This is a genomic window from Bradyrhizobium sp. SZCCHNR1098, assembly GCF_032489375.1.
Classification (GTDB): Bacteria; Pseudomonadota; Alphaproteobacteria; order Rhizobiales; family Xanthobacteraceae; genus Bradyrhizobium.
The window spans coordinates 270,091-296,377 of sequence record NZ_JAUEXY010000004.1 but is presented as its reverse complement, the minus strand read 5'-3'; the positions used below and the strand labels follow the sequence as shown (position 1 = coordinate 296,377).

Genomic DNA, 26,287 nt, shown 5'->3' with positions numbered 1-26,287 from the left:
TCTCCTATCCTTCTAGAATTATCGAATATTAATCGACCAGAAATCAAGCCGCCGGCTTCTTGCTCCGGCACTCCACTTCGTCGGCGCAGCACTCGGCCGCCATGAAGTCGACCAACCCGCGCATGATCTCGTAGTTGGCGTGGCAAACGAGCGTGGTGGATTCGCGGACCTGCGTGATCAGGCCGACGGAGACCAGCGTCTTGATGTGATGCGACAGCGTGGACGCAGGAATCTTGAGCTTTTCCTGGAGCCGGCCGACCGGCAGACCGGCCCTGCCGGCTCTCACGAGGGCCCGATAGATCTGGAGCCTGGTCCGGTTTCCAAGCGCTTCCAGGCGCGCTGCGACGTCTTCGATCTTCATGTGGCAAATATGCGCCGGCGCGCAGGAAGAGTCAATTATATTTCTAGAAATGTCGAAATAGCGCGTGCTCTGGTTCTCTCAGGCATACCAGGCGAAGAAGCGATCGAGAACTTGACGGCCATTCGCCTCGAAGCACCGCCCGTGACTCACGATTATGCGCTCGGGGTCCCAAGACAAGACTCTGTCAATTGCGGCTCGGGCTCTTCTTCGGTGCAACAAGAGTGGCAAGCGCATTCCGAAAAAGATCTGGCCAGTGGGATGGTACATTCCCGTGAGGCGCGCAGCCGAGCGCCAGGGCTCGCTAATCTTGTCCAGCTCAAGGTTGATGATCGTATCGGTGAGAATGAGCGTTCTGGACGCCTTGTGAAAGAAGACGATTTCTCCGAAAATGCCTCCTGGGATGGCAGTTTGGTCGATTTCACCTCCCCACGCCGGCGGCGGCGTCGACGTAAGCTCATCGTCAAACCGCACGTCAATTCCTCGCGCCCGTGCGCGTCGGCGTGCGCCCGGAGACCCCCACGTAGTGGCATCGGGGAATGCTCGCGACCACTCCCCGATGTGAGCATAGTGAAATTGGTTTGGTGATACGAGATGGCTGATCGAACCGATCGATCGTAGGTGGCGCGCGAGTTCGAGATCGAGCGCGATGGGTGAATGGAGGAATAGTTCACCATTCTGAAGCTGCACGACGGTCATGCGCGTCGAAAACGGCAGTGGCAGCTTCACGCCAGCCATCGTCAGGTACTCGAATGGCCCGTCGACGACCCCGATTCCTGGCGCGAAGGGCTTGTATTCGTTAATCGGGTCGTACAGCGATGGAGTACGCGACATGGCGGTCTGCCGGGCGTTCCGGGCCGCCGATTATAGCCCTCTCGCCTTTCAAGACCTAGAGCCGGCGCAGGTTTAGCGGGGCGGCATCGATTGCACCTCTATCCGGCGGGTTCAGCGTGCACGCTCTGCTCCCGGTGTTGTGGAGTGCGATGGATCGCGTCGAACCAGGCAAGAACGGCCTCGGCCGAACAGGGGAGCTCAGCTCCCAAGCCGCCGTGAAACTGGCGCCAGCGTTCCACGTAGGGCTCCCGCACCGCTGTCAGGAGCGGGGTTCCCGCGCAGACGACGTCCGCGCAGGAAGCGAGCAGCCCGTGTCCTGTGGCCTCGGCTCTGCCAAACCGACTGATGACGACGAGATCCACTGCATCCCTGATCGCGGATTCTATGCAATGCGCCATCGAGAGCAGGGCCTGTTCGTCCAGCTTGCAGCCGCGAGACTCGCTTCCGCGATCCTGGGTGATCCTCGCCCGCTCCCCGGTGCGAAGGTCCAACAGGTCGAGCATCCGGCATTTTGCCGAGCCCGGCGCCATGTTGACCTCGGCTGACCGGCGGCGACATGACCGAGATCAATACACTTGATCGGGGCCGGGCGGCCCCCGCCGCCCGGTCCTCGTCTCTACGCCTTGTAGTGCTGCGATTTGAACGACAGTCGCTTGGTGGTTTCGGGAGCGGAAGCGATCTTGCGGATGTCCGCCCACGTCTGCTTGTAGTTGGGAATGATGAGCTCGTTCACTCCGGCGTTGACGACGTTGCCCTGCACGCCGGTCGGGAACGCAAAGAGCATAAACGTCTGCTTTGGCTTCGCCGACGGCGTTGGCTGGACCATCGCTTGGGTCGAACCGGCATCATTATAGACCTCGACCAGATCGCCTTCGCCCAGGCCGAGCTCCTTCATGTCGTTCGGGTTCATCTCGATGAAGGGGTACGGCGTCCGGTCCATGACGAAGTCGTTCTGGGCATCCATGAACGCATTCTGCCAAACGAGGTTGGTCCGTCCGTTGTTGACCAGGAACTTGTAATTGGCCTTCTGCTCGGCCTTGCCCGCGGCCTGAAGCCCGCGCCAGGGCGCGGCCATGAAGAATGCCTTGCCGTCCTTGGTCGAGAACTTTCCGTCCGTGTACAGTCGCTTGGTTCCCTGGATCTTGTTGTCGGCGAAGCCGACAGATGGCTCCTGGAAGCCGTTCGTGCCCATCGCGCGGAGGCGCGCATACGTGACGTTCTCGCCGCCTTTCTCGTGCTTGCGGTAGCCGTCGTTGAAGGCGTCTTCCTCCGTCTTCCAATCGAACCCTTTGAACTGATCGGCGTAGGAGGCATTGCCCTGCTCGCGCAGCACGCGCTCCATCGTGTTCGCAAACCGGGCGGCGATGAGGCAGTCCGGCATCGCGTTGCCGGGCGGATCCATGTAGCGTTCGGTCAGCCGCATTCGTCGTTCGCCGTTCATGGATGTCAGGTTCATCTCGCCGGAGATGGCTGCAGGCAACCAGACGTGGGAGGCTTGTCCGATATGGGTCGGCACGATGTCGACGTCGACCGAGAACAGGCCGCCCTGCCGGATCGCGACCATGATGGCGTCGACCATGGCCTTGCGGTCACCCCAGGGCACGGTGTTCATGGCGTCCTTCACCATGTCCGTCCGGCGCTTGTACACCTGCTTGAACTTGAACGCGTTGAGCGTCGTCTTGTAGTGGTCGCAGGCCCAGATGTGATGGATGCCGCCGCGCCCCTCGATGAGGAGCTTGTCGACGTAGGCGGCCGGCCGCCCGACATGGGCGTCGGATGGACGCGAGTAGCCTTCCTGGTGGCCGCCCAGGCGCACGACTCCGCCGCCCGGCCGGCCGACGTTGCCGGTCGCGAGCGCGAGGTTCACGATGGCGCCGTTGGTGCGGTAGTTGTCGTTGCCCCAGATGATGCCCTTCTCGTATCCGAACATCGTCCGCCGGCGCTTGCCGCCGGCCTTCGGCTCCGCGATCCACTGGGCTGCCTTGACGATGTCCTCTCCGCGGAGCCCGGTGATCTTCGCCGCGTCCTCGATCGACGTGCGGTTCGCAGCCAAGGCCGACGCGAAATCGGTCAACGGTTGATCGGCCGGCGTGCCGCCGGGCCGCGATATCAGACCGGCGGCCTGACCCGAGGGCAACGTGCTTGCCGCGATGAACTCCTTGTCGATCCACCCCTTGTCGGCCACGTAGGTCAGAAGCGCGTTGAACAGCACGAGGTCCGTGCCAGGCTCAAGCGCGAGGTGGAGGACACGATCCTTCCCGCCCTCGGCTTCGCAGGCTGCCGTAGTCGCGGTGCGGCGTGGATCGATGATGATGATCCGGCTGGCCTCGACGGGTTCGCCGGGGAATTCCTTCTTCCTCTTGTCCATCGTGGTGCCGCGCAGGTTCGGTATCCAATGGTTGAGGAAGTAGTTGGTCTGGGTCTCGAGCGGATTGGTGCCGATCGCCACGATCGTGTCCGCAAGCTCGGCGTCCTCGTAGCAGTTGTTGAGCTCGCCGACGCCCATGTCGCGCGTCGCATGCACCTCGGAATTGTAGGCGGGCCGATTGTGAATGCGGACGTTCTTGATCTTCATGGCGCCGAAGTAGAGCTTTCCGGTACCCCAGGTGTTCTCGTATCCTCCAGCCGATCCGCCGTGGTCGAACATCGACACGAAGAGGCCGTCTTCGCCCTGCTCGTTGATGACCGCTGCCGTGACGCGTGCCACCAGATCGAGCGCGTCATCCCAGCTCGTCGGCTGCATCGAGCCATAGCGCCAGACCATCGGGTCGGTCAGACGCTGCAGCTGGGTGTTCCGTTGCTGGGAGGTGTGGTTCTCGGCCATCCGCGCGCCGCGGATCGAACCGAGACCGGAGTTCACGACACAGTCCGTGTCCGGCTTGATGACGAGGTGAACGTCCTTACCGTCCTGCTTGACGATGTTGTACATGGACGGCGAATACCAGGCCGCGGTCTCCGCGCCCTGCTGCTTGGACAGGTCGACGCCGAATTTGTTGGACTTCGGATCGAAGCCACCCTGCTTGTTGATCGCCCAGGTGTAGGCTTTGTAGCCGCATCCGACGATACAGTAGTGGCAGGTGACGTTGTGCTCCTTGGCATCCGCCGGGATGATCGGGAGGCGGTCGGTCTGGCGCTTATAGGTCATGTTGTCCCTCCCTCACAGAACGTTGGAAAGCCGGCCGTACAGGAGCTCGTCCACACCGTCGGCGTAGATGTCGCCCTTGCCGTCGATCCGGAGCTGGTATTGCGCGAGGTTCTGGGTGGTGTGACCCCAGATCTGCTGTCCTCCCTTTTCGACGTCGTAGCGTCCATAGTGACCGGGGCAGCTCAGCGACCTATCCTCCTTCGAGTAGCTCAGAGGGAAGCCCTTGTGCGGGCACACGGTCGAGAACCCAACGATATCGCCGTCGGGACCAATTCCGCCCTCCACGCGGGTGCCGAGCTTGATCAGCACGCCCGGCGCGTCCGCATCCGGATACGCGACGTCCATGGGCTCATTCGTTTTGAGCTGAGACACGTTGGCGAGGCGGTTCGATGGATAGGCCACGCGGGCTTGGGACGGGGCAGCCTGAGCGGGCGTCGACATCGCGCTCGCGGCCACGGCGCCGGCAGCGGCCACCGTTGCGCCGCTTAGAAATCGGCGCCTGCCGGCGTCGACCATCAGATCGCATTTTTTCATGAGGGCTTCTCCCGGGTGATGCGCGGATCATTGGGCTGATCCGTTCATCTCTGGAGTCCAATTCCCGGGCCAGAAGCGTTGACGCGCTAAGCTCTTGAAGTCTCTAGGACGCACTGCAGCAAGCTGTCCAATTCTCCGAACATCCACAAACGAGATGTTCAGAAAACTGAACGTCTCAGACCGCGTTGATGCCGAAACGGCGCATGCGATCCCACAGCGTGGTTCGCGAGACACCGAGCAGCTTCGCCGCTTCGGCGATCTGCCCGCCCGTATCCTTGAGCGCGCGCTCGATCTCCTGTTGTTCAGCGGCGTCACGCGCCTCGGCGAGCGATCTTCCGGACGGCTGGCTCGCGCTGCGCATCGTCTCGGGAAACAGGTCGACCGGCATAAGCCATGGGCCCGTCGCCAACGCGACCGCCCTGTCGAGCCGATTCCGCAGCTCGCGCACGTTGCCGGGCCAGGGGTGAGCCAGAGCGGCACTTTCGGCGCCGCTACTCAGTCCGCGCAGGTCCGGATTTGCGCTGGCAAGTTCGGTGAAGAAGCGATGCATGAGAAGCTGAATGTCTTCGGGCCGCTCGCGAAGCGGCGGAATCGCGACCGCGACGACGTTGATGCGGTAGTACAGGTCTTCGCGAAATCGCCCCGCAGCGACTTCCGCCGCGAGATCCCGGTTGGTGGCACAAACGACGCGCGCCCGGAACGGGACGATGGCTTCGCCGCCCAGGCGGTAGAAGCGGCGTTCGTCGAGCAGCCGAAGCAGCTTTGCCTGAAGTTGCAGTGGCAGCTCGGCGACCTCGTCGAGAAAGAGGGTCCCGGATTGAGCGCGCTCCGCATACCCGAGGTGCCTGCTGTTGGCGCCCGTGAAGGCGCCTTTCTCGTGTCCGAAGACCTCGCTCTCGAGCAGATTGTCCGGGATGGCGGCGCAATTGACTGCCACGAATGGCCGGGAAGCGGCATCCGAAACGTTGTGGAGGTGGCGTGCGCAGACCTCCTTGCCAGAGCCGGTCTCGCCGGTGAACAGCACGGGCGTATTGCGGCCGGCCATGCGGGCGAGCAGTTCCTCGATGCGGCGCATCTGCTGCGACAGTCCCAATACGCCGTCCGGAACCGCCGGCCTACGGCCGATCAGAGCGCGGGCGCGCGATATCAGATCGTCGAGTTCGAATGGCTTGGTCACGTAGTCGCCCGCGCCGGCCCTGATGAGAGCCACCGCATGGTCGATCTGGCCGTATGCGGTCATGAACAGAAACGGCGGGGCGGCACTTTCGCCGCTCACTTTCCGGAAGATGTCCTCACCCGACATGTCCGGCAAACGGATGTCACAGATGACAAGATCGGGGGCACCTCGCCTCAGGCCCGCGAGAGCTTCCTGGCCGCTGCGCCACCACTCGACCTTGCAGCCTTCCAGCTCCAGGTACTGGTTGAGGGATTCTCCCATGATCGGATCGTCTTCGATCACAGCGATGGACACTGACTCAGGCAACATTGCGCTGCTCCTCCCCCGAGCCATCGGGTATCGCTATGGAGATCGCCGTTCCGCCGCCGGCCGGATGCTCGACTCGGATGGAGCCGCCGACTTCCAGAACGAGACGCCGAATGATCCAAAGGCCAAGGCCGGGCTCTCCGGGCCGCGGCGCGGCATCCGCTTCACGGCTTTCGAGGTAGCTGACCCTATCCTGGTCGAGTCCGGCGCCTTCGTCGCTCACTGTCAGGACTAGGCTGCCGTCCACCAGTCCCGCTTCGAATGCGATACGGCCGGCGGGCGCGCTTGCTTGGCACGCGTTGAGCAGCAGATTAAGCGCGGCCTGACGGACGGCATTCGCTCTGACGGGAATCTCGCCGGGAAGCTCGTTCGCCCACGACAGCGAAAGGTTTCTGCGATCGAGCTCGGGACCGATCAGAAGACGCAGATCCTCGATGTCGCTTGGCTTGAGCGGACGCATCGCGGTGTCGACACGGTGGGTCACCAATGCGGACCTCACGACGTCGCGGATGCCCGCGAGCCCCCGCTCGAGAAGAGAGAGTGCACGCTCCCGAACCCCGAGCTGATGGCCATGTCGCCGAAGCGTCTCGATCGCGTTGAACATGCCTCCCAGGGGATTGTTGATTTCGTGGGCCATCCCGGAGGCAAGACGGCCGAGGCTAGTGAGGCGTTGCTCTTCCGCGACGCGAGCAGCCAGCGCCTCACGCTCGTTCCATGATCGCACCATCATGTTGTAGTGTCTGAATAGGCGACCGAACTCCGAACTGGGCGGTCCGACATCCTCATCTGCGATGCACAGCAGTTCGCCGGACTGCCCCCGCCTGAAATGCGTGGTCAAGAGCTGCACCGGTCGCAGCATTCTGCGCACTGCGATGAAGCCGACCGCCGCGACCAGCATAGTGATGGCGATATTGGTCGCGACCAACGTCCAGAGCACGTCCCGCCGCTCCTTGAATCGAGCGCCGACGTCGAATTGGGTGTAGATCACCCCGATGCGACGCCCCTGATCGAGCAGCACGCGGCGGACGCCGGCACGCTCGGCCTGCTCGTCAAGCCAGCTATCGTTTGCGTCCGCAAACCGATCGACGATCGACTTCGGCACGGGTGCAAAGGCCGGCACGGTACGGGGATCGAAGGAAGCCAGGACGATGCCGTCGGGTTCCGCCACCACCGTCTCGAGAATTGTCAAGCCGCGGTACAGTGAACGAGCGCGGTCGAGATTGTCGAACGTCTCCCAGGCGTCCCCACGGATCACCCCAGGCATCACCGACGACGAAAGCCCGTCCAGGTAGGCGGCGGTCAATTCCCGGAAATGGCGATCCTGGGTTTCGGCGAGCCTCTTGAGCACCTGATCTGTGAGCACCACCCCGATGGCGACCATGAGCAGCGCCACAAGCGCAGGGACCTTGATCACGACCGGCAGATTCGATCTCAGGTCGAAGCGAGCGCTCATCCGAGGCTCCGAACATAGTTCATCTTCGCCCCAATCGTGTCGAACAGGGATGGATCGCTTCTCGTGAAACCGTCGAGATGCAGCATCTGCAGCACCCGACGGGCTTCTGGATCGGAGGACATCCCGACGAATGCGGCGGCCAGGTCATCGACCGAAAGCCCGCTCGGGCGGTTCTTTCCGCACGCCACCGGCGGAAATCCTAGCCATTCCGATTGTCGCAACACGCGAGTTGGAGCCGTCAAATCGGGCTCTACGATGCTGAGGACTTCCCACACGTAGCCATCGACGGATCCGCTATCCGCCAGCCCGGAGGCGACTGCGCGGACGACATTGCGATGACCATAGGTGAAGAAGTGATGCCTGAAGAAATCCTCCGGCTTGGTGTGCATATCGGTCAGAAGGGCGCGAGTGACGAGGAAGCCGGAATTGCTGTCGGGATCGGAGAACGCGTGCGTGTCGCCTTTCAGATCGGGAAAGGACTCGGCCTTACGGCGGGCATCGACGATCACGTAGGACTGGTACAGCGGCCGGCCATTCCACACCGGGACCGCGACAAGTTCGAGCTGCTCGCGGAACTGAACGTAGGGATAGCCGCAGATCCAGGCCGCATCGATTTGTCCGTTCACCAGAAGAAGCGTGATTTCCTGGTAAGTTCGGCGCGTGAGGATCTGGACTTCCCTGCTCCAAATGCGCTCAAGATAAGAGCGAAGTGTCGCCAACAGCTCCAGGTCGGAAGTCAGAAGCACGGGCGTGAGCCCAATCTGCACCGGCCGCGGATCAGCCGCTACGGCGCGTCTGCCCTTAAGAGCAATCGTACTCGCCGCTAGTCCGGATAGGACTGCGCGCCTCGTGACTCGCGTTCTATTCGCATGTGATGCAGGGGCCTGCCTTTGACGCAAACCCATGGCGATCCCTCCTAGAGCATCGTCGCCCCTTTTTTCTTAGAGAGTATCGAATGGCGTCTGGCACGGCAACGAATATGACAGGCATGTGACGATGAGGTATTGAGATAGCTCAAGCAACAGCTCACCGGCGCGCGTCTCAAGGACCTGCGGGAGCTCAGCGCCACTCTGTGGTTGACAGAGTACTATAATATCCATAAGTCTAGAAATATGGATAATGAAGAAGCGGTCTTGGCGCTCGCCGCGCTCGCTCAGCCCACTCGGCTGAACGCATTTCGTATTCTGGCAAGTCATGAGCCGGAGGGTCTGTCGGCCGGAGAGCTTGCTCGCGCCCTGGAAGTCCCCCAGAACACGCTCTCGGCGCACCTTTCGATCCTTTCCCGGGCGGACCTGGTCACCTCGGAGCGCCACAGCCGGTCGATCATCTATCGCGCGAATCTTGCCGAATTCCAGAAGGTGGCGCTGTTTCTGCTGCAGGACTGCTGCGGCGGCCGGCCGGAAGTCTGCGCACCATTGATTGAAAGCCTTGCGCCTTGCTGTCCTCCGAAAAAGAAAAGGGAGCGAAGCCGTGTCTGATCACCTCTACAACGTTCTCTTCCTCTGCACCGGCAACTCTGCCCGTTCAATCATGGCGGAATCGATCTTGCGAAAGGATGCCGGCGGCCGCTTCCGGGCGTTCTCGGCAGGCAGCACGCCGAAGGGCGCGGTCAACCCGCTGGCGCTACGCACTCTCCAAAGCCTGGACTATCCGACCGACGGCTTGCGCTCGAAGAGCTGGCTCGAGTTCGCCGCCCCCGATGCACCCGTCATGGATTTCGTCTTCACGGTCTGCGACAACGCCGCCGGTGAGACCTGTCCGGTGTGGCCTGGACAGCCGATGACCGCTCACTGGGGCATCGAGGATCCCGCCGCAGTCGAAGGTACTGATCTCCAGAAAGAGGCGGCATTCGTGACCGCCTTCCGGTACCTGAAGAATCGCATCGGTACCTTCACCAATCTTCCTCTGCGCAGCATCGACAAACTGTCGCTCGGCACCAAGTTGCGCGAGATCGGCCGGTCGGAAGGCGCGAGTTCATCCCGCAACGACGTGGCCTGACACATGAGCATCTTCGAACGTTACCTCACACTTTGGGTTGCCCTCTGCATCGTCGCCGGCGTCGTGCTCGGCCACTTCATGCCTAGCTTCTTCGGAGTGATTGCAGCCGCGGAAGTGGCCAAGGTCAATTTGCCAGTGGCAGTCCTGATCTGGCTGATGATCGTGCCGATGCTGCTGAAGATCGACTTCGGTGCTTTGAGCCAGGTCCGAGAGCACTGGCGCGGCGTGGGGGTTACCCTGTTCATCAATTGGGCCGTCAAACCGTTCTCGATGGCGCTTCTCGGCTCCTTCTTCATCGGCAACGTGTTCGCGCCGATGCTGCCGTCCGCGCAGATCCCATCCTACATCGCGGGTCTGATCCTGCTCGCAGCCGCTCCTTGCACCGCGATGGTGTTCGTCTGGTCGAACCTGTGCGAAGGAGAGCCGCACTACACGCTCAGCCAGGTCGCATTGAATGACGTGATCATGGTCTTCCTGTTCGCGCCGCTGGTGGGGCTTCTGCTCGGTGTAGCCTCCATCAGCGTTCCCTGGGCGACGCTTCTGCTCTCGGTCGTCCTGTACATCGTTGTGCCGGTCGTCGTAGCGCAGGCCTGGAGGACGTCCCTTCTCGCCGCTGGCGGTGGTGCCTTCGAGCGGACCATGCGGAGGCTGCAGCCATTGTCGCTTGTTGCTCTGCTGGCGACGCTAGTTCTGCTGTTCGGTTTCCAAGGTGAGCAGATCGTCAAGCAGCCGGTCGTGATTGCGATCCTCGCCGTGCCGATTCTGATCCAGGTCTATCTCAACGCCGGTCTCGCCTACTGGCTGAGCCGGCGCTTCGGCGTCGCCTGGTGCGTCGCTGCACCTGCGGCGCTGATCGGCGCCAGCAACTTTTTCGAGCTCGCGGTTGCTGCTGCCATCAGCCTGTTCGGACTAGACTCCGGAGCTGCGCTTGCGACCGTGGTGGGCGTGCTGGTCGAAGTGCCCGTGATGCTGTCGGTGGTCCGCATCGTGAAGGCGACTCGCGGCTGGTATGAATCCGGAGCGAATGCGGCCAAGCCCGCGATGGAGGCTCACAGATGACCATTACGATCTACCACAATTCAGATTGCGGTACGTCCCGCAACACGCTCGCGATGATCCGGCAGAGCGGCATCGAGCCTGAGATCATCGAGTACCTCAAGACGCCGCCGTCGCGCGATAAGCTCCAGGAGCTCATCACCACCATGGGAATTCCGGTTCGCGACCTGTTGCGCGAGAAGGGAACGCCCTACAAAGAACTCGGCCTCGGTGATCCGAAGTGGACCGACGACGAACTGCTGGATTTCATGATCGCACACCCGATCCTGATCAATCGCCCGATCGTCGTCACGCCGAAGGGCGTCCGGTTGTGCAGACCGTCGGAAGCGGTCATCGACCTCCTTAACGGCCCGTTCGGGCGGTTCGTCAAGGAGGATGGCGAGGTCATCGAGCCCAGATGAGCCGGTACAACGACCGCATTAGATCGCTCGGTCGAAGGCGATGCCGGGCGCAGTGTCCGACGGCTTAATCGCTAGAGGGCGGGCCTCAGGCGTGCCCAGAACACACCATCGATACCTATTTTGTTGTTGCCTCGTAGCCCGTTGGTCACTCCCATCCGTTGATCCATCGCAACAGAGGAGCTCGCGGCGTTGCTATTGAATCTCCGCAGGTATCCCATCGCAAAGCGATGCAACGATGCGGTCATTTTGAACGCAATGCTCGTCGCACCCATCGGACTGACGGCAATTGCATGACTGCAGCGTCTGCAGGACAGCTTATTATGTCTCACTTTCGCGCGCTGAACGCCCCGACGCCGTATCTGTTTTTCACCGGGAAGGGTGGTGTCGGTAAGACGTCGCTTGCATGTGCCACCGCTGTTGGCCTCGCCGACCGTGGACTACGCGTTCTTCTCGTCAGTACCGACCCGGCGTCGAACCTGGACGAGATGCTCGAAGTCACTTTGACTGATCGCCCAGCGCCGGTGGCAAACGTGGCCGGACTTTCGGCGATGAATATCGATCCCGAAGCTGCTGCCGAGAGCTATCGCACCCGGGTCCTCGAACAGCTCGGACCGGAAGTCACCGCCGGTGAGCGGTCGACTGTGCGCGAGCAGCTCTCCGGAGCTTGCACCACCGAAATAGCCGCCTTCGACGAGTTCGTGGGACTGCTGGACGGCGATATGGCAGGATTCGATCACATCATATTCGATACGGCCCCGACCGGCCACACTCTACGGCTGCTCAGCCTGCCAAAGGCATGGACCGGCTTTCTCAAGGACAATGACCGAGGAGCGTCCTGCCTCGGGCCGCATTCAGGCTTGAAGATGCAGGAGGACCGCTTTCGCAAGGCGCTCGCGGCATTAGGCGATTCCGAGCGAACCACTATCGTTCTCGTCACCCGCGCCGACAAGGGGGCCATCCGTGAGGCGGCCAGAACATCGGGCGAACTCGATGCGCTCAATCTCTCGAACCAGCTCCTCGTGGTGAACGGGCGCTTCCACGCGGCGGATCGAACTGACGTCGTCGCGACTGCCCTTGAGCGGGATCAGGACGAGGCACTAGCGGCAATGCCTGCGTCGCTCACGAAACTTCCGCGAGACGAAATCCCGTTGCTTGGTTTCGACATCGTGGGTCTGACGGCTCTGAGGGCGCTTCTGTCGTCCTCCAGCCAGCCTTCAGTTGCTGCGAGCATGCCGAACCTGGAACCGGTTGACCTGCCGGGCCTGGACCGGTTGGTCGATGACATCGCGCGGGATAAGCACGGCCTCATCATGGTCATGGGCAAGGGCGGCGTCGGAAAGACGACGATTGCTGCCGCCATTGCCGTGGGATTGGCCAAGCGGGGTCATGCCGTCCACCTCAGCACCACCGATCCCGCAGCTCATGTCGCTTTCGTGGTCGATGGTGCCGTGCCTGGCCTCACCGTTGACCGGATCGACCCTCGGGTCGAGACGGAGCGGTATGTCGCGAAAATCCTGGCAAGTCGGGGTCGTGATCTGGACGAGCAAGGCAAAGCTCTGCTGCTCGAAGACCTCGCTTCGCCATGTACTGAGGAAGTCGCCGTCTTCCATGCCTTCTCGCACATTGTTGCGGAGGCCCGTAGCGACTTCGTCGTGCTCGATACGGCGCCCACGGGCCACACGCTACTCCTGCTGGATGCGACCGGGGCCTATCATCGCCAGATGACAAGCCAACTTGCGCCAAGCGGAGCCGGGCGTATCGTCACCCCGCTAATGAGGCTGCAAGACCCCACCTACACAAGGGTGATCCTGGTGACGCTGCCGGAGACGACTCCGGTTTCAGAGGCCGCTGCTCTTCAGGAGGACTTGCGGCGCGCCTGTATTGAGCCATTCGGCTGGGTAATCAACAAATGCCTGATTGCATCGGGAACTCACGATCCCCTGCTGCGATCGCGGCTCGTCAGAGAGCGGACTCAGATCGCTCGCGTTCGGAACGGCCTCGCAGAGCGGGCATTCATGATCGGTTGGCGAACCAAGTCTCCTGTTGGCGTGAGGGAGCTTGCGGCGCTGTCGTGATGACGGCGTCTCCCCGACCTACGCCACCGGCGGCGAGATCGAACGGGTGCACGTCGCCGCCGGATTGGCCAGCACCGGTCCCGGTTGTCCTCCGATAACAGACCATGCGACGGCAAGCTGCATGCGTCTGACCGAATCGTAGCCTGCAGACGCCGTTCGTGCGCCCAACGCGATAGGACACTTGCTCTTGGGGCAGCGGACGCTTGACGCTCGGTCCGTCATGTCCGGGACCAAGATTCTCTGGGGGCAAATCGCCATCGTCTTTGCGATCGCGCTGGCCACGATGTGGGCGGCCACGCAGTGGGTGGCTTGGAGGCTCGGTTACCAACCTCAGCTTGGACAACCATGGTTCGAGCTGATCTCGGGAGTACCCATCTACTTCCCGCCAGCATTCTTCGGGTGGTCGTACGCCTATGACGCGTATGCGCCGCAGGTCTTCGTAGAGGGGGCTTACATCGCGTCGTCCATCGCGTCGTCTGGCGGATTCATCTCGATCACGGTTGCCGTTGGCATGTCGGTATGGCGGGCGCGCGAAGCCAAGACTGCCGCGACCTACGGTTCAGCTCGCTGGGCGACGCATCAGGAGATTCGGGCTGCCGACCTTACCGGCCCTGATGGTGTCGTGCTCGGGCGTTTCGAGCAAAATTACCTGCGTCATGATGGACCGGAACATGTGCTGTGCTTCGCGCCGACCAGGTCCGGTAAAGGCGTCGGTCTGGTGGTGCCAACGTTGCTGACCTGGCCGGCAGCTGCATCGTTCACGACATCAAGGGCGAGAACTGGACCCTGACCTCGGGCTTCCGAGCCCAACACGGCCGGGTCTTGCTGTTCGATCCGACCAACGCGAAGTCAGCCGCCTATAATCCATTGCTGGAGGTGAGGCGCGGCGAGTGGGAGGTGCGTGACGTGCCGCTGCACTTTGATGAGTTCGACCTGTAGGTCGTGCAGCACGGCGCGATAGGTCTTGCCGCTTTCGTGTTGTGCGGGTCGTCTTTTGGATGATTTCGACATTTGCTGACATCTGATGGCGTAGGCTCAAAAATAGCTCGCGCCTGGTGTCAGTCGGAATCAATATCGCTGATTGGGTGCGGCGACCCGCAGGGGCGTCGCACCTACTCAACCTCGAAGCTCACCGCTCCTTGTCGCCCATGTGGTGCGGCGTCGACGTCGCGGGTCCGCCGCGGTAGTGGTGACCGCCAGTGCCCTGGGTCTTGGTGGAGACGCCGACCGTCTCCTTCTTGCCCATATGGTGGGGGACTTCGGTCTTCGGCCCTCCCTGATAGTGATGGCCGTTCTTTTCGGTGTCGGATGATCCGGTCTGCGCCATCGCTGGCAACGCAATGAGCGACAGGGCCGCGGCAGCGGCAAGAATTTTGGGAAGGGTCATATTGGCTTCTCCATTGTGAAACTTGGACGACAGATGTCGGGTCGCGGTCTTGCGTGAAGATCCCAGACGAAGCTCGTTTGCGCTGTGAAAAAATCCACATCAGCGAACGGATCGCTGACGATAAGAAACCGCGCAGGAAGCAATTTAGAGTTGGGATCGCTTCTAAGATTGACTTGCATCAATCGGTAGCCGGTAAAAATCGGCACTCATTGCGACCAATCAACTGATCAGCGGGAGGGTTCCATGAAACGTCTGGCACTGCCTGTCGCATTGCTGCTTGCAACGGCGAGCACAACGTCCTGGGCGCAATCGGCCGCCGATCACGAAGCGCACCATCCTGACCAGAAGGGGGCGCCCGCCGCCGCACAACCTCAGTCGCCTGCCGGCCAGCCCGGAATGATGGGACAAGGCATGATGGGTGGCAGGGGCATGATGGGCGGCAACATGCCCATGGCGAACATGATGCAGATGATGGGGCAGTCAGGTGCTGAAGGGGGCTGCGCTGGCATGAGCGGGTTGGCCACCATCGACCGGGTCGAGGGGCGGATTGCCTTCCTGAAGACCGAGCTCAAGATCACCGATGCGCAGGACGCCGCCTGGAATGCCTTCGCCGACGCACTCCGCACCAACGCAAAGAGCCTTGGCGAGGTGCGCGCCTCGATGATGCCGCAGACGGGGGCTGGGCAGCAAGGCTTGGTCGATCGTCTTGCGCTGCAGGAGAAGTGGCTGGCTGCGCGCCTGGAAGGCACCCGCGCGATGAAGTCGGCGCTGACAAACCTCGTCGGCACCCTTTCCGACGAACAGAAGAAAGCCGCCGACGAACTCCTGGCGCCACATATGGGCATGAACGCGATGGCGCGCATGATGCCGTCCGGCCAGATGCAACCGGGAATGATGACGCAGGGTCAGGGACGGTAAGGCTCCGACTCGCCCATTGGAGGGCTGCCATGGCCCACGCTTCCCTCCCTGAGGCCCACCGCGAACGCAGATCGCAGGCTGGTCCAGTGGTCAGGCCATTGGCGGATTCTGCCGAACCGGCCGCCGGTGCCGCTCCGACGGCCGCCATCGGCGTGTGGCCTGGCGACAACATCACGCCGCCCCATCAGGCGCTCGGCTGGATTCCGAGTGTTTACTCCGACACGGACGACCTGAAGCGGGCGGGCCAGCGCATCGTCTATCTCGTCAACCCGCATGTCGGGCATCTCGGCATCTTCGTATCCGCGAGCGTCGCGCGTCTCGACTGAGCCGCGCTCTCTAATCCCAATCAACTCTGTCAAACAGCCTGCCGCTCGCCGCAGCCTTGCTCACGGTCATGCCGCCGCGATCCCGCGGCCGTGTCGGCCCGAGCTCTGCTGCAGTTGGCGTCCTCGTCAGACGAGAGGGCGCGGGGAAGGCCGGGTGCTGGTCGCACCCGCGGTCCGCGTGCAGCAAAAAAGCACGCGGCAGAACCACAGGTACGGCCGAACATCCGGCCTTCCCCGCGCGATGGCTTTACGGCTTATACGCGATCTCCCCGGGGACCGGCTGTCTTGCCCCCGTCGCCCGCTGCGCTCGTCATGAGCGCCGCGACCTTGACGCCAGCATCGGGGCGCCAGGACCACGCGACTTCGCCGTCCGCAGCTCATCAGTCGTCGCGCAAAAGCGCCTGACGAAGCCGCGGCCACCGCATCCCCGCCTCACGTGCCGTGACGATCGCGATACGCCCCTCTCGGCGAAGCAGGATGGCGGGAATAAAATCACTGATTTGGGGGTGGTGTCAATAAATATTCTGGTATTCAGAATTTATGGCTTGCGCCGCTGTCGTGCCGCATCAGTTGATCACATGAGTTGGCCGCCATCAAACTCACCATTGATGACGACCTGCTTCCCGAGCACGACGAAACATCGCCGCTTGGCGCTCGCAAGAAACGCGCGGAAAAAAGTGCAGCGTCAACGTAGTCCCAATCTAAACTCTGACTGAGAGCCCGCTCCGATGGCACAGCCGGTCTATCACCAGCTCCGGAAATCCTAGAGCGTTCGGGCAATCGCGTCGTGCCAATTGCATCTGAATGCAAGAAGGCGATATGCACTTCCGCTCGTCCGCTATCGGACTTTCAATAACACTGCCAGTCGAATGCCCATTTCCGTGGGTCGCGTTGGCTGCGGGCGAAATACGCAGTGCCGCTGTCTCCCCACATCCAGCCAGCCTCGCTTTCGCTATCGATTTGGATGGCAAACGAGAAGTCGTCATCGCTGTCCTGATGGTACCACCACGGCTCCGACTGAACGCAGCTGGGCCAACCTCCCAATTTGGTCGCATGTATGCGTGGGAAATTCATTTCATAATAAGTGTCGCGGAGATTGTCTGGAAGGTCGAGCGGCAGGAGATCGTGCGTCGGCGAGTCGGGTGTGACATTGCTCCAGAGAACTTGGGTGTCACGGATCGTGGAGCCGTGTGACGGCGCAACGAGCGGGACAAGCGCGTCAACAGAAGGATACGTCCTTAAGCACCAACTCGCTCCCCTTCCTTCACCCGGATCTCGCAGCCACGGAAACTCGGCCTCCATGAAGTGGAACGAAATGAACAAGGCAATGAGTTCAATATCGGCGAGGCTGTTCGGACGCCAGGGAGCCTCCGTCAGGTTCAGTTGGCACAGGGGCCAGAGCGGCTTTTCGCGCCACGTCGGCCAATGCTCCCCGGGTAAGCAAACATCGACCCGGCCAAAGACCGAGGCGAGCTGGTTCCTATCTGGTGAAAGGGAGCCACCAACCTTGATCGGCACACACGGTCGTTCAAGCTGCCGCTGCCATTCGATCCACTCTGAGGCACTCGATGTTGGCATTGAACCGGTCCTTCGCTACGGCGGTCCCGGATATGTGACACAGCTCCTTGGCCCAGTCATGGTCGTTTGGTCATCCATGGGCATGTCTGGCATGGGGTAAGGGCGGCAGGAGCCCGTCGGAGAAAAAATGCAGCGTCACCGTAACCCGGTTTCCACAAAGCCGCAGCGGCTTTCCGATCGACTTTGGGGATGATGGTGACATTGTACTCGGAACCTGGTGGGGAATACGGTGCAGTGCACGAAACTCTGATTGATCGTTTGCTTTCGCCTGCTCTCGAGTGACGCCCTGTCGCTTCCGCCCGGCTGAATGCGCCAGGGGTTACGGTGGGTTACGGTGACGCTGCACTAAACTTTGCCAACGACGCCGAGGCATCTGGCACGCCGAGGCCCACACCCGCGAACAAGCCGGCCGATCAGGAGCCGAAATAGCGGCTAGATGTCGATGTGACCTCTCTCACAGCCCGCCGCGCGATTGCGCGTCAATGTAGTCCCATGTGGTCCTGGCACGCCGAACACGCGAGGTGATGACATGCGCTGGAGTGACTCAGCCAAGGGATTTGCGGTGGTCGTGGTGGTGACTGTCGCCGGATATCTGTCCACGACCTATGTCGACCACCGATTTGCCGCGCTTGATGCATCCTCGGATGCGACAACGAGCCCGGCCCCGACAGCCTCCGCTTGCGTCGGCGAAGATGGGCGCTGGCACAATTGGCCATGGGCGAATGTGCCGATGCTCTCGCCGGCGTGTCGGCAAAATCGATAGCACGTAGGGCGGATGAGCGGAGCGTGATCCGCCATGCGGGATCATCGATGTCGGCTTTGGACCGTCGGCCGCAAGCTCGATGAGCAACCCCTCGCCGATCAAGCTGGTTCACGGCAGGAACGAGCTTCCTCCAGGAATGAGCGCCGACGGCTGTTGGCAAGCAGCGTAAGCTGGCGGATGACGCTTCGCTCATCCGCCCTACGAACTACGAACGGTCGGACTCTTTCTGACTCAAAGTCACAGGCATCCCACGACAGCCACGAATCGCCTTTGACTCCAGGTTGCCAAAGTGATCATCTTCTCCATTGACGGGAGAGGCGGGCTCCAGCCAATCACACGCACCCAGGGAGGCGATGATGAACGGCAACAACAACAAGCTCGTGGCGGAGGCGATCGGGACGTTCTGGCTGACATTCGGCGGTTGCGGCAGTGCGGTGATCGCGGCGGGCGTGCCGGATGTCGGGATCGGCATGCTCGGCGTGTCGCTGGCGTTCGGGCTCACCGTGGTGACCATGGCCTATGCGATCGGGCACATCTCGGGCTGTCATCTCAATCCGGCTGTCACGGTGGGGCTGGCCTGCGGCGGGCGGTTCCCGACCGGGCTGATTGTGCCCTACATCGTCGCGCAGGTGGTCGGCGCCATCGTTGCTGCTGCCGTGCTGTATGCGATCGCCAGCGGGGCGCCGGACTTCAGCACGGCGAGCGGCTTTGCCGCCAATGGCTATGCGGAGCATTCGCCCGGCAAATATGGGTTAGGGGCCTGCCTGCTCAGCGAGTTCGTGCTGACGATGATGTTCCTGTTCGTGATCATGGGCGCGACCCATGGCAAGGCGCCGGTGGGATTTGCGCCGCTGGCGATCGGGCTTGCGCTGACGCTCATTCACCTGATCAGCATCCACGTCACCAACACTTCGGTGAACCCGGCGCGCAGCACCGGGCCGGCGCTGTTCGTCGGCGGCTGGGCGCTGGCGCAGCTCTGGCTGTTCTGGGTGGCGCCGCTGCTCGGCGGCGCGGCCGGCGGCTTCATCTATCGCTGGCTGAGCCCGGAGCCGGCCGGCGAGGTGACCGGCGAGCGGACGGGGCAGGGCGCGGTCGCGAAAAGCGCCTAGGAAGATCTCCTCACGCGGTTGGATCGGGCCGCGTCACGGCCGATGCTGCGGTCGCGCCGCTCTTGATCGCCGCCGGCTCTGTTGGATAATGCGCGCCTTGTCAGCGTTCACGATCTTGCAGGTGCGGTGATGAGCCGGGGGAACAAGGAGCCGGTGTCCGATCGCGTCGCTAGGGCGGCCGAGGCGCTGCTGGCCGAGCAGCACTACGTCAGCATCGCCGACCTGTTCTGTGGCCTCGGCTGGCTCGATGCGAGCTTGCTGGAGCAGTGGCGGCGCGGGCAGGTCGGCTCGCTGGAGGAGGTCACGCGCTCCGGTCTCCCGCGCATCAAGGAGGCGATGACGCATGTTCGTGCCTGGGCGCTCGCCAAGGGGCTGAGCCCGAGCGAGACCGCCTATGTCGCACAGACGCCACGCCGGCAGCCGCTGCGGTTCAGCCGCAGCAATGATCCGCAACTTGAAGAGCTGTTCCGGACGCACTGGGTCTCGCCGGCGCTCTCCGAGAAGAAGCGCGAGCGTGTGGCGGCGAAGGCGAGCCGGGTGCCGGAGCTGGTGGCGATCGTGCCGACGCGCGACGGTTGGAGCTGTCATCGCTGCGGCGGCACCGGCGATTTCCTGATGATGGAGGACGGTGGTCCGGCATGCCTCTCATGCGTTGGCCTCGGCGATCTCGTCTTTCTGCCCGCGGGCAACGCGCTGCTGTCGCGGCGGGCCAAGGCGAAGAGCAAGCGCCATGCGGTGGTGGTGCGCTTCAGCCGGACGCGTGGGCGTTACGAGCGGCAGGGGCTGCTGGTCGAGCCGCAGGTGCTGGCCGAGCTGGGCAAGGACACCGGGTAGTCACGGTGCAGGACACGCCGCCGATCGTCTCCATGATCCCGCCGTGCTACGATGCTCGTCCGGAGCGGGGCATCCGATGCGCCTGCTCCGGCATTCTGCTGCGACAGGTGAGGCCGCAATGTTCGTCGACTTGCCCGGTGGCTGGCCGCATGATCCGAAACCGGAGCCGCCGAAGCGGCGGCTGTCGCCGCGGCGTGAAAGGCTGCTGCTGGTGCTGATCGGCTTCAACATGATGCTGCTTATGGTCGCGCCTATCGGCGGTGCCACGCTGATCCACTGGCTGGTCGCCGCACTCTCGCGCTGACGCGGCGCGAGCCGCCGAGCTGTCAAGGCCGGCCTACACCTTCATGTCGATCACGGTCCGGCTCATCTCGTCGCTCGCCTTCAGCACTTTTGCATTCGCGGCAAAGCTGTATTTGGCGACGAGCTGGCTGATCATCTCCTGCGCGAGATCGACATTGGGCGCCGCGACCAGGCCGTCCTTGTTGGCGAACGGCGCCGAGGGATCGTAGCTCGCTGTGGTCCCGGAGCCTGCACGGGTGATGCTCGTCTGCGTGCCGCCGCCGGCGACGTCGCTCTGCACCAGATCGAGCGGCACATAGGCTTTCGGGGCGCCCGCCGGCAGCGTGCCGTCGGCATTGGGCAGCGCGCCGGTGCTCCGTGCATTGGCGACGTTCGAGGCGGACACCTCGAGGCGGCGCGAAGCCGCGTTCATGCCGGAAACTGCGATGGTTGCGGTGGGGCTCATGGGACGCTTGCCGACGACGATGATCCCCGCAACTAAGCCCTGCGCGTGCCAAGCAAGCGTCAACATCGGCCGCGACATTCGATCGTCCGCGGCAAGGTTTCGTTGACCATCGGCCGGTCGCCAGCGGCGGCCGACGGCGCTCAGGACGAGCTGTTCTGATCGTCACGCAGCAGCGCCAGGGCGCCCGCCGCGTCGTCCGCGGCGGAGACGAGCACATATTCGCCGCGCGCCGCGCGGACGCCGCCGGTGACGACGACCGCCCGCTTCGGGCACAGGCCGAAGCAGCTCGTCATGACGACGCGCGCAGGCTTCTCGCGGGCGCCACTGCCGCGCTCCCGCTCTGATGTCAGCGCATGCTTGATGGCCTTGTTGATGGCCTTGGGGTCATCGCTGCGCTTCAGGCATTTGCGGCAGACGAGCACCGGGGCGGCGCGGTTGGGGCGGACGAGGGGAGGGACAGCCATGCCTCCCAGCTAAGCGGCCTCCCGAGACGCCGCATCCCTCATGGATGGGGAGCCGTCGTGCGGCCGGCGAGGTTCCGGGGCCAGCGCGCCGGTCGTTGCGCCGCAACCTGCCGAGGTTGGGCTATTGCCCATGGTCCGAGCATATGATCTGGTCTGGGCGAGGCCGCTGCGCCCGCCTGGGGATGGCGGCGGGCTTCGGTTCCCGGCGCCGCGGCCGCCATGCCATAGTGCTGGCCGATCCGCGTCGAGCCTCTGCTTGGCCGGGGTAGCAGCGACTGGAAGGAGACCGCGCGGCGTCATGGCGGGCAGCGACAGCGACAAATCACGGCTGGACGACGCCGCCCGCGCCGGCTGGCTGTATTTCATCGCCGGCCACACCCAGGACGAGATCGCCCGGATGCTGCAGGTGTCGCGCGCCTCGGCGCAGCGGCTGGTGTCGCTGTGCCTCGCCGAGCGACTGATCACCTTCCGGCTCGAGCACCCCATCGCGTCCTGCATGGCGCTCGCCGCCCAGCTCAAGGAGCGGTTTGCGCTGGTGCATTGCGAGGTGGTGCCGACCGACCCGGCTGCGCCCACCGGGTCTGCAGGAATCGCCGAACGCTGCGCCAACCTGCTGGAGACGACGTTGCGGGCCGAGACGCCGGTCATCATCGCGCTCGGAACGGGGCGGGCGGTGCGGGCCGCGGTCGAGCGCGTCACGCCGATCGACCGCCCCGAGCACCAGATCGTCTCGCTGGTCGGCAACATCCTGGCCGACGGCTCGGCGAGCTTCTTCGACACCGTCGGCCGGCTCGCCGACCGCACCGGTGCGCGGCATTATCCGATGCCGCTTCCGTTCCTGATGGGCACCGAGGACGAGCGCGACCGCATGGTCCGGCTCGATGCCATTGCCAAGGTCAAGGCGGTGGCCGACAAGGCCGATCTCAAGCTGGTCGGCATCGGCCAGATGGACCAGAAGGCGCAGATGCATGTCGACGGCTTCGTCACCCGCGACGAACTCACCGAGATGATGCGGCTCGGCGCCATCGGCGAGATCACCGGCTGGGCCTATGACGCCAAGGGCAAGCTGATCGCCGGCGGCACCAACCGCAGGCTCACCAGCATTCCACCCGAGGTGCCGGCGCGCGCCATGACCATCGCGGCGGCGCTCGGTCCGGCGAAGGTCCCGGCGATCCGCGCTGCGCTCAAGGGGCGGCTGATCAACGGCCTGATCACCGACGAGGCCACGGCGCGCGCCGTCCTGGCGTGACAGCCTTAGGCCTGCGCCGCTGCTGGCCTCTGCGGCAACGGCGCGGCTCTTTCAATCCAAGGTCATTTTCTTGCCGCGCCGCACAACCTGTGGGCGCCGACGCATGCTTGACAAAGTCTGACCGGTGTTGTGAACATCAGCTCAGCCCGTGAGCATATGTTCACGCATCGCGGGATTGAGGGAGGACACCGTGAAGACCATCTTCACTCGGACGAGCATGCTTTGCGCGCTGGCAGGCGCTGCGCTCCTGACCGCGCCCGTCATGGCCGAGACCAGCCTGACCATCGCCACCGTCAACAATGGCGACATGATCCGGATGCAGGGCCTGACCAGCGAATTCACCAAGGCCAATCCCGACATCTCCGTGAAATGGGTGACCCTGGAAGAGAACGTGCTGCGCCAGCGCGTCACCACCGACATCGCCACCAAGGGCGGCCAGTTCGACATCCTCACCATCGGCACCTACGAGGTGCCGATCTGGGCCAAGAAGAACTGGCTGGTGCCGCTCGACAAGCTCGGCGCCGACTACGACGCGAACGACATCCTGCCCAAGATCAAGGATGCGGTCTCCGTCGACGGCAAGCTCTACGCCGCGCCGTTCTACGGCGAGAGCTCGATGGTGATGTACCGCACCGACCTGTTCGACAAGGCCGGGCTGAAGATGCCGGAGAGCCCGACCTGGGACTTCGTCATCGATGCCGCCAAGAAGCTCACCGACAAGCAGGGCGGCGTGTTCGGCATCTGCCTGCGCGGCAAGGCCGGCTGGGGCGAGAACATGGCGTTCCTGACCGCGATGTCGAACTCGTTCGGCGCGCGCTGGTTCGACGAGAAATGGCAGCCGCAGTTCAACACGCCGGAATGGAAGAAGACGCTGTCGACCTATGTCGACCTGATGAAGGAGGCCGGCCCTCCCGGCGCCAGCTCGAATGGCTTCAACGAGAACCTGGCGCTGTTCAACTCCGGCAAATGCGCGATGTGGATCGATGCCACCGTGGCGGCCTCGTTCGTGACCAACCCGAAGGAGTCGAAGGTCGCCGACAAGGTCGGCTTCGCGCTGGCGCCGAACACCGGCCTCGGCAAGAACGCCAATTGGCTATGGGCGTGGAGCCTCGCGGTGCCCGCCGGCTCGCAGAAGGTCGAGGCGGCGGAGAAGTTCATCGCCTGGGCGACCAGCAAGGACTATCTCAAGCTCGTCGCCTCCAAGGACGGCTGGGCCAACGTGCCGCCGGGCACGCGCACCTCGCTCTACAAGAACGAGGAGTATCTGAAGGTCGCGCCGTTCGCCAAGCTGACCCTCGCCTCGATCGATGCCGCCGATCCGAACAAGCCGACCGTGAAGCCGGTGCCGTATGTCGGCGTGCAATACGCCGCCATCCCTGAATTCCAGGGCATCGGCACCGCAGTCGGACAGCAGTTCTCGGCTGCGCTGGCCGGCTCGATGACGGTCGACGCGGCGCTCGCGGCGGCGCAATCATCCACCGAACGCGAGATGAAGCGCGCCGGCTACATCAAATAGGCGCGCCACGTCCATCAGCTCGAAGCCAAAACTCCTCCCGAGCTGATCACTGGCGGCCATCCCTCCCCACAGGGATGGCCGCATTTTTTCTCTGCTCGAACGCAACATGCGAGGCCCGTAGGGTAGGCAAAGCGAGCGTGCCCACCGCCGGGCCGCGAACCGTGAAGACGGTGGGCACGGCGCTCCGCGCCTTTGCCCACCCTACGACTAGCCATCAGCTCGTCATTGCGAGGAGCCGAAGGCGACGAAGCAATCCAGAGTCCCGCCCGTGTTATGGATTGCTTCGCTTCGCTCGCAATGACGGCAATATCTGTCGAGCGAACAAGGAACGGCGGTCATGGCCACCAGACAGACGCAAATCCTGGCCCGCGCGCTGATGTCGCCCGCGGTCATCCTGCTGTTCATCTGGATGATCGTGCCGCTGGCGCTGACAGTCTATTTCTCCACGCTGCATTACAGCCTGCTCGATCCCGGCTCCGAGCGCTTCGTCGGCCTCGAAAACTTCGAATATTTCCTCACCGACCCCGCCTTCCTCGCCTCGCTGCAGAACACGCTGGTCCTGGTCGGCTCGGTGCTGCTGCTGACCATCGGTCTCGGCATTCCCCTGGCGCTGCTGCTCGACCAGCCGGTGATTGGCCGCAACATCATCCGCCTGATGGTGATCGCGCCGTTCTTCGTGATGCCGACGGTGAGCGCGCTGGTGTGGAAGAACCTCTTGATGCATCCGGTGTCCGGCCTGTTCGCCTGGATCGCGACCTCGCTCGGGATGACGCCGATCGACTGGTTCACCGATGCGCCGCTGCTCGCGGTCATCTTCATCGTCGCCTGGCAGTGGCTGCCATTCGCGACCCTGATCCTGCTGACCGCGCTACAGTCGCTCGACGAGGAGCAGAAGGAGGCCGCCGAGATGGACGGCGCCGGCGCGGTGTCGCGCTTCATTTATCTCACGGTGCCGCACCTGGCGCGCCCGATCACGGTGGTGATCCTGATCGAGACCATCTTCCTGCTCACGGTGTTCGCGGAGATCTTCGTCACCACCGGCGGCGGACCGGGCCTGCAGACCACCAACATCGCCTTCCTGGTCTATTCGCAGGCGCTGATCCAGTTCGACGTCGGCACCGCCTCGGCCGGCGGCCTCGTCGCGGTGGTCATCGCCAACATCGTCGCCTTCTTCCTGGTCCGCATCGTCGGCCGCAATCTGGAGGCGTAACACCATGGCGCGCAAGGTCACCGGACGTCATGTCGCAATCTCCACCGTGGCCGCATGGCTCGCCGGGTTCGTGATCTTCTTCCCCATCCTGTGGATGGTGCTGGCGAGTTTCAAGACCGAGTTGGAGGCGTTCGCGACGCCGCCGTCGTTCCTGTTCTTCCACTGGACAACCGAAAACTACGCCACGGTGCAGGAGCGCAGCGACTATCTGCACCACGCGCTGAACTCGCTGATCATCGCCGGCGGCTCGACCTTGATCGCGATGCTGATCGCCATTCCCGCGGCGTGGTCGATGGCGTTTGCGCCGACCAAGCGCACCAAGGACATCCTGCTCTGGATGCTCTCGACCAAGATGATGCCGCCGGTCGGCGTGCTCGTGCCGATCTACCTGATCTACAAGAACTTCGGTCTGCTCGACACCCGCACCGGGCTGGTCTTCATCCTCTGCCTCGGCAACCTGCCGATCGTGATCTGGATGCTGTTCACCTACTTCAAGGAGATCCCGAAGGACATCCTGGAAGCGGCGCGGATGGACGGCGCCACGATCGGGCGCGAGCTGATCTACGTGCTGACGCCGATGGCGATCCCAGGCCTCGCCTCGACGCTGCTGCTCAATCTCATCCTCGCCTGGAACGAGGCGTTCTGGACCTTGAACCTGTCGACCCTGAATGCGGCGCCGCTGACGACCTTCATCGCCTCCTATTCGAGCCCGGAAGGCCTGTTCTGGGCGCGGTTGTCGGCGGCCTCCACGCTCGCGATCGCGCCGATCCTGATCATCGGCTGGTTCAGCCAGAAGCAGCTCGTGCGCGGGCTGACCTTCGGCGCAGTGAAGTAACGAAAGGCTGGGA

At 63.2% G+C, this 26,287-nt stretch carries 25 protein-coding genes and 2 pseudogenes; 15 read left to right on the top strand and 12 right to left on the bottom strand.

The features are described from left to right. Nucleotides 1-43: 43 nt before the first annotated feature. The 8 genes from QX135_RS11745 to QX135_RS11710 all read right to left on the bottom strand — a co-directional run bounded on the left by QX135_RS11745 (nt 44) and on the right by QX135_RS11710 (nt 8,553). Nucleotides 44-361 carry a metalloregulator ArsR/SmtB family transcription factor gene (locus QX135_RS11745; protein WP_315736010.1) on the bottom strand — a complete coding sequence of 106 codons (318 nt, stop codon included), beginning with the start codon at nt 359-361 and terminating at the stop codon, nt 44-46. Nucleotides 362-439: 78 nt separating this feature from the next. After that, a complete protein-coding gene (locus QX135_RS11740) occupies nt 440-1,192 on the bottom strand; it encodes a DUF4336 domain-containing protein (protein ID WP_316179390.1) in 753 nt (250 codons plus the stop codon). Between the two features lie 98 nt (nt 1,193-1,290). Then, nucleotides 1,291-1,722 carry a DUF2478 domain-containing protein gene (locus QX135_RS11735; RefSeq protein ID WP_316179392.1) on the bottom strand — a complete coding sequence of 144 codons (432 nt, stop codon included), beginning with the start codon at nt 1,720-1,722 and terminating at the stop codon, nt 1,291-1,293. Between the two features lie 86 nt (nt 1,723-1,808). Continuing rightward, the gene (locus QX135_RS11730) at nt 1,809-4,337 is read right to left on the bottom strand and encodes an arsenate reductase (azurin) large subunit (RefSeq protein WP_316179394.1); all 2,529 of its coding nucleotides are present in this window, start codon (nt 4,335-4,337) and stop codon (nt 1,809-1,811) included. 12 nt (nt 4,338-4,349) lie between these two features. Then, complete coding sequence (locus QX135_RS11725; protein ID WP_316234093.1) at nt 4,350-4,871, bottom strand: arsenate reductase (azurin) small subunit; 522 nt, start codon at nt 4,869-4,871, stop codon at nt 4,350-4,352. A 175-nt stretch (nt 4,872-5,046) separates the two neighbouring features. Then, complete coding sequence (locus QX135_RS11720) at nt 5,047-6,357, bottom strand: sigma-54 dependent transcriptional regulator (RefSeq protein WP_316179397.1); 1,311 nt, start codon at nt 6,355-6,357, stop codon at nt 5,047-5,049. Continuing rightward, nucleotides 6,347-7,807, bottom strand: a complete 1,461-nt coding sequence (locus QX135_RS11715) for a HAMP domain-containing sensor histidine kinase (RefSeq protein ID WP_315786081.1) — start codon at nt 7,805-7,807, stop codon at nt 6,347-6,349. Before QX135_RS11715 ends, QX135_RS11720 begins: the two co-directional genes overlap by 11 nt. Continuing rightward, on the bottom strand, nt 7,804-8,553 hold the full coding sequence (locus QX135_RS11710) for a PhnD/SsuA/transferrin family substrate-binding protein (protein WP_315812348.1): 750 nt from the start codon (nt 8,551-8,553) through the stop codon (nt 7,804-7,806). The genes QX135_RS11715 and QX135_RS11710 overlap by 4 nt, the downstream gene beginning before the upstream one ends. Nucleotides 8,554-8,919: 366 nt before the next feature. Between QX135_RS11710 and QX135_RS11705 the strand changes: the two genes are divergently transcribed. The 6 genes and pseudogenes from QX135_RS11705 to QX135_RS11680 form a co-directional block, all read left to right on the top strand. Then, complete coding sequence (locus QX135_RS11705; protein ID WP_315736027.1) at nt 8,920-9,285, top strand: metalloregulator ArsR/SmtB family transcription factor; 366 nt, start codon at nt 8,920-8,922, stop codon at nt 9,283-9,285. Next, nucleotides 9,278-9,805 (top strand): arsenate reductase ArsC, encoded by a 528-nt coding sequence (locus tag QX135_RS11700; protein ID WP_315786165.1) that lies wholly within the window; start codon nt 9,278-9,280, stop codon nt 9,803-9,805. The genes QX135_RS11705 and QX135_RS11700 overlap by 8 nt, the downstream gene beginning before the upstream one ends. Before the next feature lie 3 nt (nt 9,806-9,808). Next, nucleotides 9,809-10,864 (top strand): ACR3 family arsenite efflux transporter, encoded by a 1,056-nt coding sequence (arsB, locus tag QX135_RS11695; RefSeq protein ID WP_316179400.1) that lies wholly within the window; start codon nt 9,809-9,811, stop codon nt 10,862-10,864. Further along, nucleotides 10,861-11,262, top strand: a complete 402-nt coding sequence (arsC, locus tag QX135_RS11690) for an arsenate reductase (glutaredoxin) (protein ID WP_316179402.1) — start codon at nt 10,861-10,863, stop codon at nt 11,260-11,262. The genes arsB and arsC overlap by 4 nt, the downstream gene beginning before the upstream one ends. 320 nt (nt 11,263-11,582) lie before the next feature. Then, on the top strand, nt 11,583-13,337 hold the full coding sequence (gene arsA / locus QX135_RS11685; protein ID WP_316179404.1) for an arsenical pump-driving ATPase: 1,755 nt from the start codon (nt 11,583-11,585) through the stop codon (nt 13,335-13,337). 220 nt (nt 13,338-13,557) lie between these two features. Continuing rightward, nucleotides 13,558-14,246: pseudogene (locus QX135_RS11680) on the top strand (type IV secretory system conjugative DNA transfer family protein); the annotation flags it as partial. 220 nt (nt 14,247-14,466) lie between these two features. On the opposite strand, the gene QX135_RS11675 reads toward QX135_RS11680, so the two are convergent. Beyond that, nucleotides 14,467-14,724: a hypothetical protein gene (locus QX135_RS11675; RefSeq protein WP_315736036.1), complete on the bottom strand. Its 258-nt coding sequence runs from the start codon at nt 14,722-14,724 to the stop codon at nt 14,467-14,469. Nucleotides 14,725-14,967: 243 nt separating this feature from the next. Here QX135_RS11675 and QX135_RS11670 point away from each other — a divergent pair, with 243 nt between their 5' ends. Continuing rightward, nucleotides 14,968-15,642 (top strand): Spy/CpxP family protein refolding chaperone, encoded by a 675-nt coding sequence (locus tag QX135_RS11670; protein ID WP_315777873.1) that lies wholly within the window; start codon nt 14,968-14,970, stop codon nt 15,640-15,642. Nucleotides 15,643-15,803: 161 nt separating this feature from the next. Next, a pseudogene (locus QX135_RS11665) lies at nt 15,804-15,965 on the top strand (DUF3141 domain-containing protein); the annotation flags it as partial. An 852-nt stretch (nt 15,966-16,817) separates the two neighbouring features. Here the strand turns inward: QX135_RS11665 and QX135_RS11660 are convergent. Then, a complete protein-coding gene (locus QX135_RS11660; protein WP_316179406.1) occupies nt 16,818-17,486 on the bottom strand; it encodes a DUF1963 domain-containing protein in 669 nt (222 codons plus the stop codon). A 1,179-nt stretch (nt 17,487-18,665) separates the two neighbouring features. Between QX135_RS11660 and aqpZ the strand changes: the two genes are divergently transcribed. The 3 genes from aqpZ to QX135_RS11645 all read left to right on the top strand — a co-directional run bounded on the left by aqpZ (nt 18,666) and on the right by QX135_RS11645 (nt 20,556). Further along, nucleotides 18,666-19,418: an aquaporin Z gene (gene aqpZ / locus QX135_RS11655; RefSeq protein WP_316179408.1), complete on the top strand. Its 753-nt coding sequence runs from the start codon at nt 18,666-18,668 to the stop codon at nt 19,416-19,418. A 129-nt stretch (nt 19,419-19,547) separates the two neighbouring features. After that, complete coding sequence (locus tag QX135_RS11650; protein WP_316179410.1) at nt 19,548-20,252, top strand: hypothetical protein; 705 nt, start codon at nt 19,548-19,550, stop codon at nt 20,250-20,252. Nucleotides 20,253-20,370: 118 nt separating this feature from the next. Further along, a complete protein-coding gene (locus QX135_RS11645; protein WP_315736055.1) occupies nt 20,371-20,556 on the top strand; it encodes a hypothetical protein in 186 nt (61 codons plus the stop codon). A gap of 33 nt (nt 20,557-20,589) precedes the next feature. Here the strand turns inward: QX135_RS11645 and QX135_RS11640 are convergent, their stop codons facing one another. Continuing rightward, nucleotides 20,590-21,000 (bottom strand): flagellar basal body rod protein FlgC, encoded by a 411-nt coding sequence (locus tag QX135_RS11640; RefSeq protein ID WP_315773568.1) that lies wholly within the window; start codon nt 20,998-21,000, stop codon nt 20,590-20,592. 140 nt (nt 21,001-21,140) lie between these two features. Next, a complete protein-coding gene (locus tag QX135_RS11635; RefSeq protein ID WP_315773570.1) occupies nt 21,141-21,464 on the bottom strand; it encodes a hypothetical protein in 324 nt (107 codons plus the stop codon). Nucleotides 21,465-21,762: 298 nt separating this feature from the next. Here QX135_RS11635 and QX135_RS11630 point away from each other — a divergent pair, with 298 nt between their 5' ends. The 4 genes from QX135_RS11630 (at nt 21,763) to QX135_RS11615 (ending at nt 26,274) form a co-directional block, all read left to right on the top strand. Beyond that, the gene (locus tag QX135_RS11630; RefSeq protein WP_315736060.1) at nt 21,763-22,713 is read left to right on the top strand and encodes a sugar-binding transcriptional regulator; all 951 of its coding nucleotides are present in this window, start codon (nt 21,763-21,765) and stop codon (nt 22,711-22,713) included. Between the two features lie 217 nt (nt 22,714-22,930). Next, complete coding sequence (locus QX135_RS11625; protein WP_315758900.1) at nt 22,931-24,229, top strand: sugar ABC transporter substrate-binding protein; 1,299 nt, start codon at nt 22,931-22,933, stop codon at nt 24,227-24,229. Nucleotides 24,230-24,566: 337 nt separating this feature from the next. Further along, nucleotides 24,567-25,439 (top strand): sugar ABC transporter permease, encoded by an 873-nt coding sequence (locus QX135_RS11620; RefSeq protein ID WP_315736061.1) that lies wholly within the window; start codon nt 24,567-24,569, stop codon nt 25,437-25,439. A 4-nt stretch (nt 25,440-25,443) separates the two neighbouring features. Then, nucleotides 25,444-26,274, top strand: a complete 831-nt coding sequence (locus tag QX135_RS11615) for a carbohydrate ABC transporter permease (RefSeq protein WP_315736062.1) — start codon at nt 25,444-25,446, stop codon at nt 26,272-26,274. Nucleotides 26,275-26,287: the final 13 nt, after the last annotated feature.

Excerpts from the sequence above, each read along its gene's own strand:
- QX135_RS11745 (WP_315736010.1), bottom strand. The coding sequence starts at position 361 with ATGAAGATCGAAGACGTCGCAGCGCGCCTGGAAGCGCTTGGAAACCGG.
- QX135_RS11740 (WP_316179390.1), bottom strand. The coding sequence starts at position 1,192 with ATGTCGCGTACTCCATCGCTGTACGACCCGATTAACGAATACAAGCCC.
- QX135_RS11735 (WP_316179392.1), bottom strand. The coding sequence starts at position 1,722 with ATGGCGCCGGGCTCGGCAAAATGCCGGATGCTCGACCTGTTGGACCTT.
- QX135_RS11730 (WP_316179394.1), bottom strand. The coding sequence starts at position 4,337 with ATGACCTATAAGCGCCAGACCGACCGCCTCCCGATCATCCCGGCGGAT.
- QX135_RS11725 (WP_316234093.1), bottom strand. The coding sequence starts at position 4,871 with ATGAAAAAATGCGATCTGATGGTCGACGCCGGCAGGCGCCGATTTCTA.
- QX135_RS11720 (WP_316179397.1), bottom strand. The coding sequence starts at position 6,357 with ATGTTGCCTGAGTCAGTGTCCATCGCTGTGATCGAAGACGATCCGATC.
- QX135_RS11715 (WP_315786081.1), bottom strand. The coding sequence starts at position 7,807 with ATGAGCGCTCGCTTCGACCTGAGATCGAATCTGCCGGTCGTGATCAAG.
- QX135_RS11705 (WP_315736027.1), top strand. The coding sequence starts at position 8,920 with ATGGATAATGAAGAAGCGGTCTTGGCGCTCGCCGCGCTCGCTCAGCCC.
- arsB (WP_316179400.1), top strand. The coding sequence starts at position 9,809 with ATGAGCATCTTCGAACGTTACCTCACACTTTGGGTTGCCCTCTGCATC.
- arsC (WP_316179402.1), top strand. The coding sequence starts at position 10,861 with ATGACCATTACGATCTACCACAATTCAGATTGCGGTACGTCCCGCAAC.
- arsA (WP_316179404.1), top strand. The coding sequence starts at position 11,583 with ATGTCTCACTTTCGCGCGCTGAACGCCCCGACGCCGTATCTGTTTTTC.
- QX135_RS11675 (WP_315736036.1), bottom strand. The coding sequence starts at position 14,724 with ATGACCCTTCCCAAAATTCTTGCCGCTGCCGCGGCCCTGTCGCTCATT.
- QX135_RS11670 (WP_315777873.1), top strand. The coding sequence starts at position 14,968 with ATGAAACGTCTGGCACTGCCTGTCGCATTGCTGCTTGCAACGGCGAGC.
- aqpZ (WP_316179408.1), top strand. The coding sequence starts at position 18,666 with ATGAACGGCAACAACAACAAGCTCGTGGCGGAGGCGATCGGGACGTTC.
- QX135_RS11650 (WP_316179410.1), top strand. The coding sequence starts at position 19,548 with ATGAGCCGGGGGAACAAGGAGCCGGTGTCCGATCGCGTCGCTAGGGCG.
- QX135_RS11645 (WP_315736055.1), top strand. The coding sequence starts at position 20,371 with ATGTTCGTCGACTTGCCCGGTGGCTGGCCGCATGATCCGAAACCGGAG.
- QX135_RS11640 (WP_315773568.1), bottom strand. The coding sequence starts at position 21,000 with ATGAGCCCCACCGCAACCATCGCAGTTTCCGGCATGAACGCGGCTTCG.
- QX135_RS11635 (WP_315773570.1), bottom strand. The coding sequence starts at position 21,464 with ATGGCTGTCCCTCCCCTCGTCCGCCCCAACCGCGCCGCCCCGGTGCTC.
- QX135_RS11630 (WP_315736060.1), top strand. The coding sequence starts at position 21,763 with ATGGCGGGCAGCGACAGCGACAAATCACGGCTGGACGACGCCGCCCGC.
- QX135_RS11625 (WP_315758900.1), top strand. The coding sequence starts at position 22,931 with ATGCTTTGCGCGCTGGCAGGCGCTGCGCTCCTGACCGCGCCCGTCATG.
- QX135_RS11620 (WP_315736061.1), top strand. The coding sequence starts at position 24,567 with ATGGCCACCAGACAGACGCAAATCCTGGCCCGCGCGCTGATGTCGCCC.
- QX135_RS11615 (WP_315736062.1), top strand. The coding sequence starts at position 25,444 with ATGGCGCGCAAGGTCACCGGACGTCATGTCGCAATCTCCACCGTGGCC.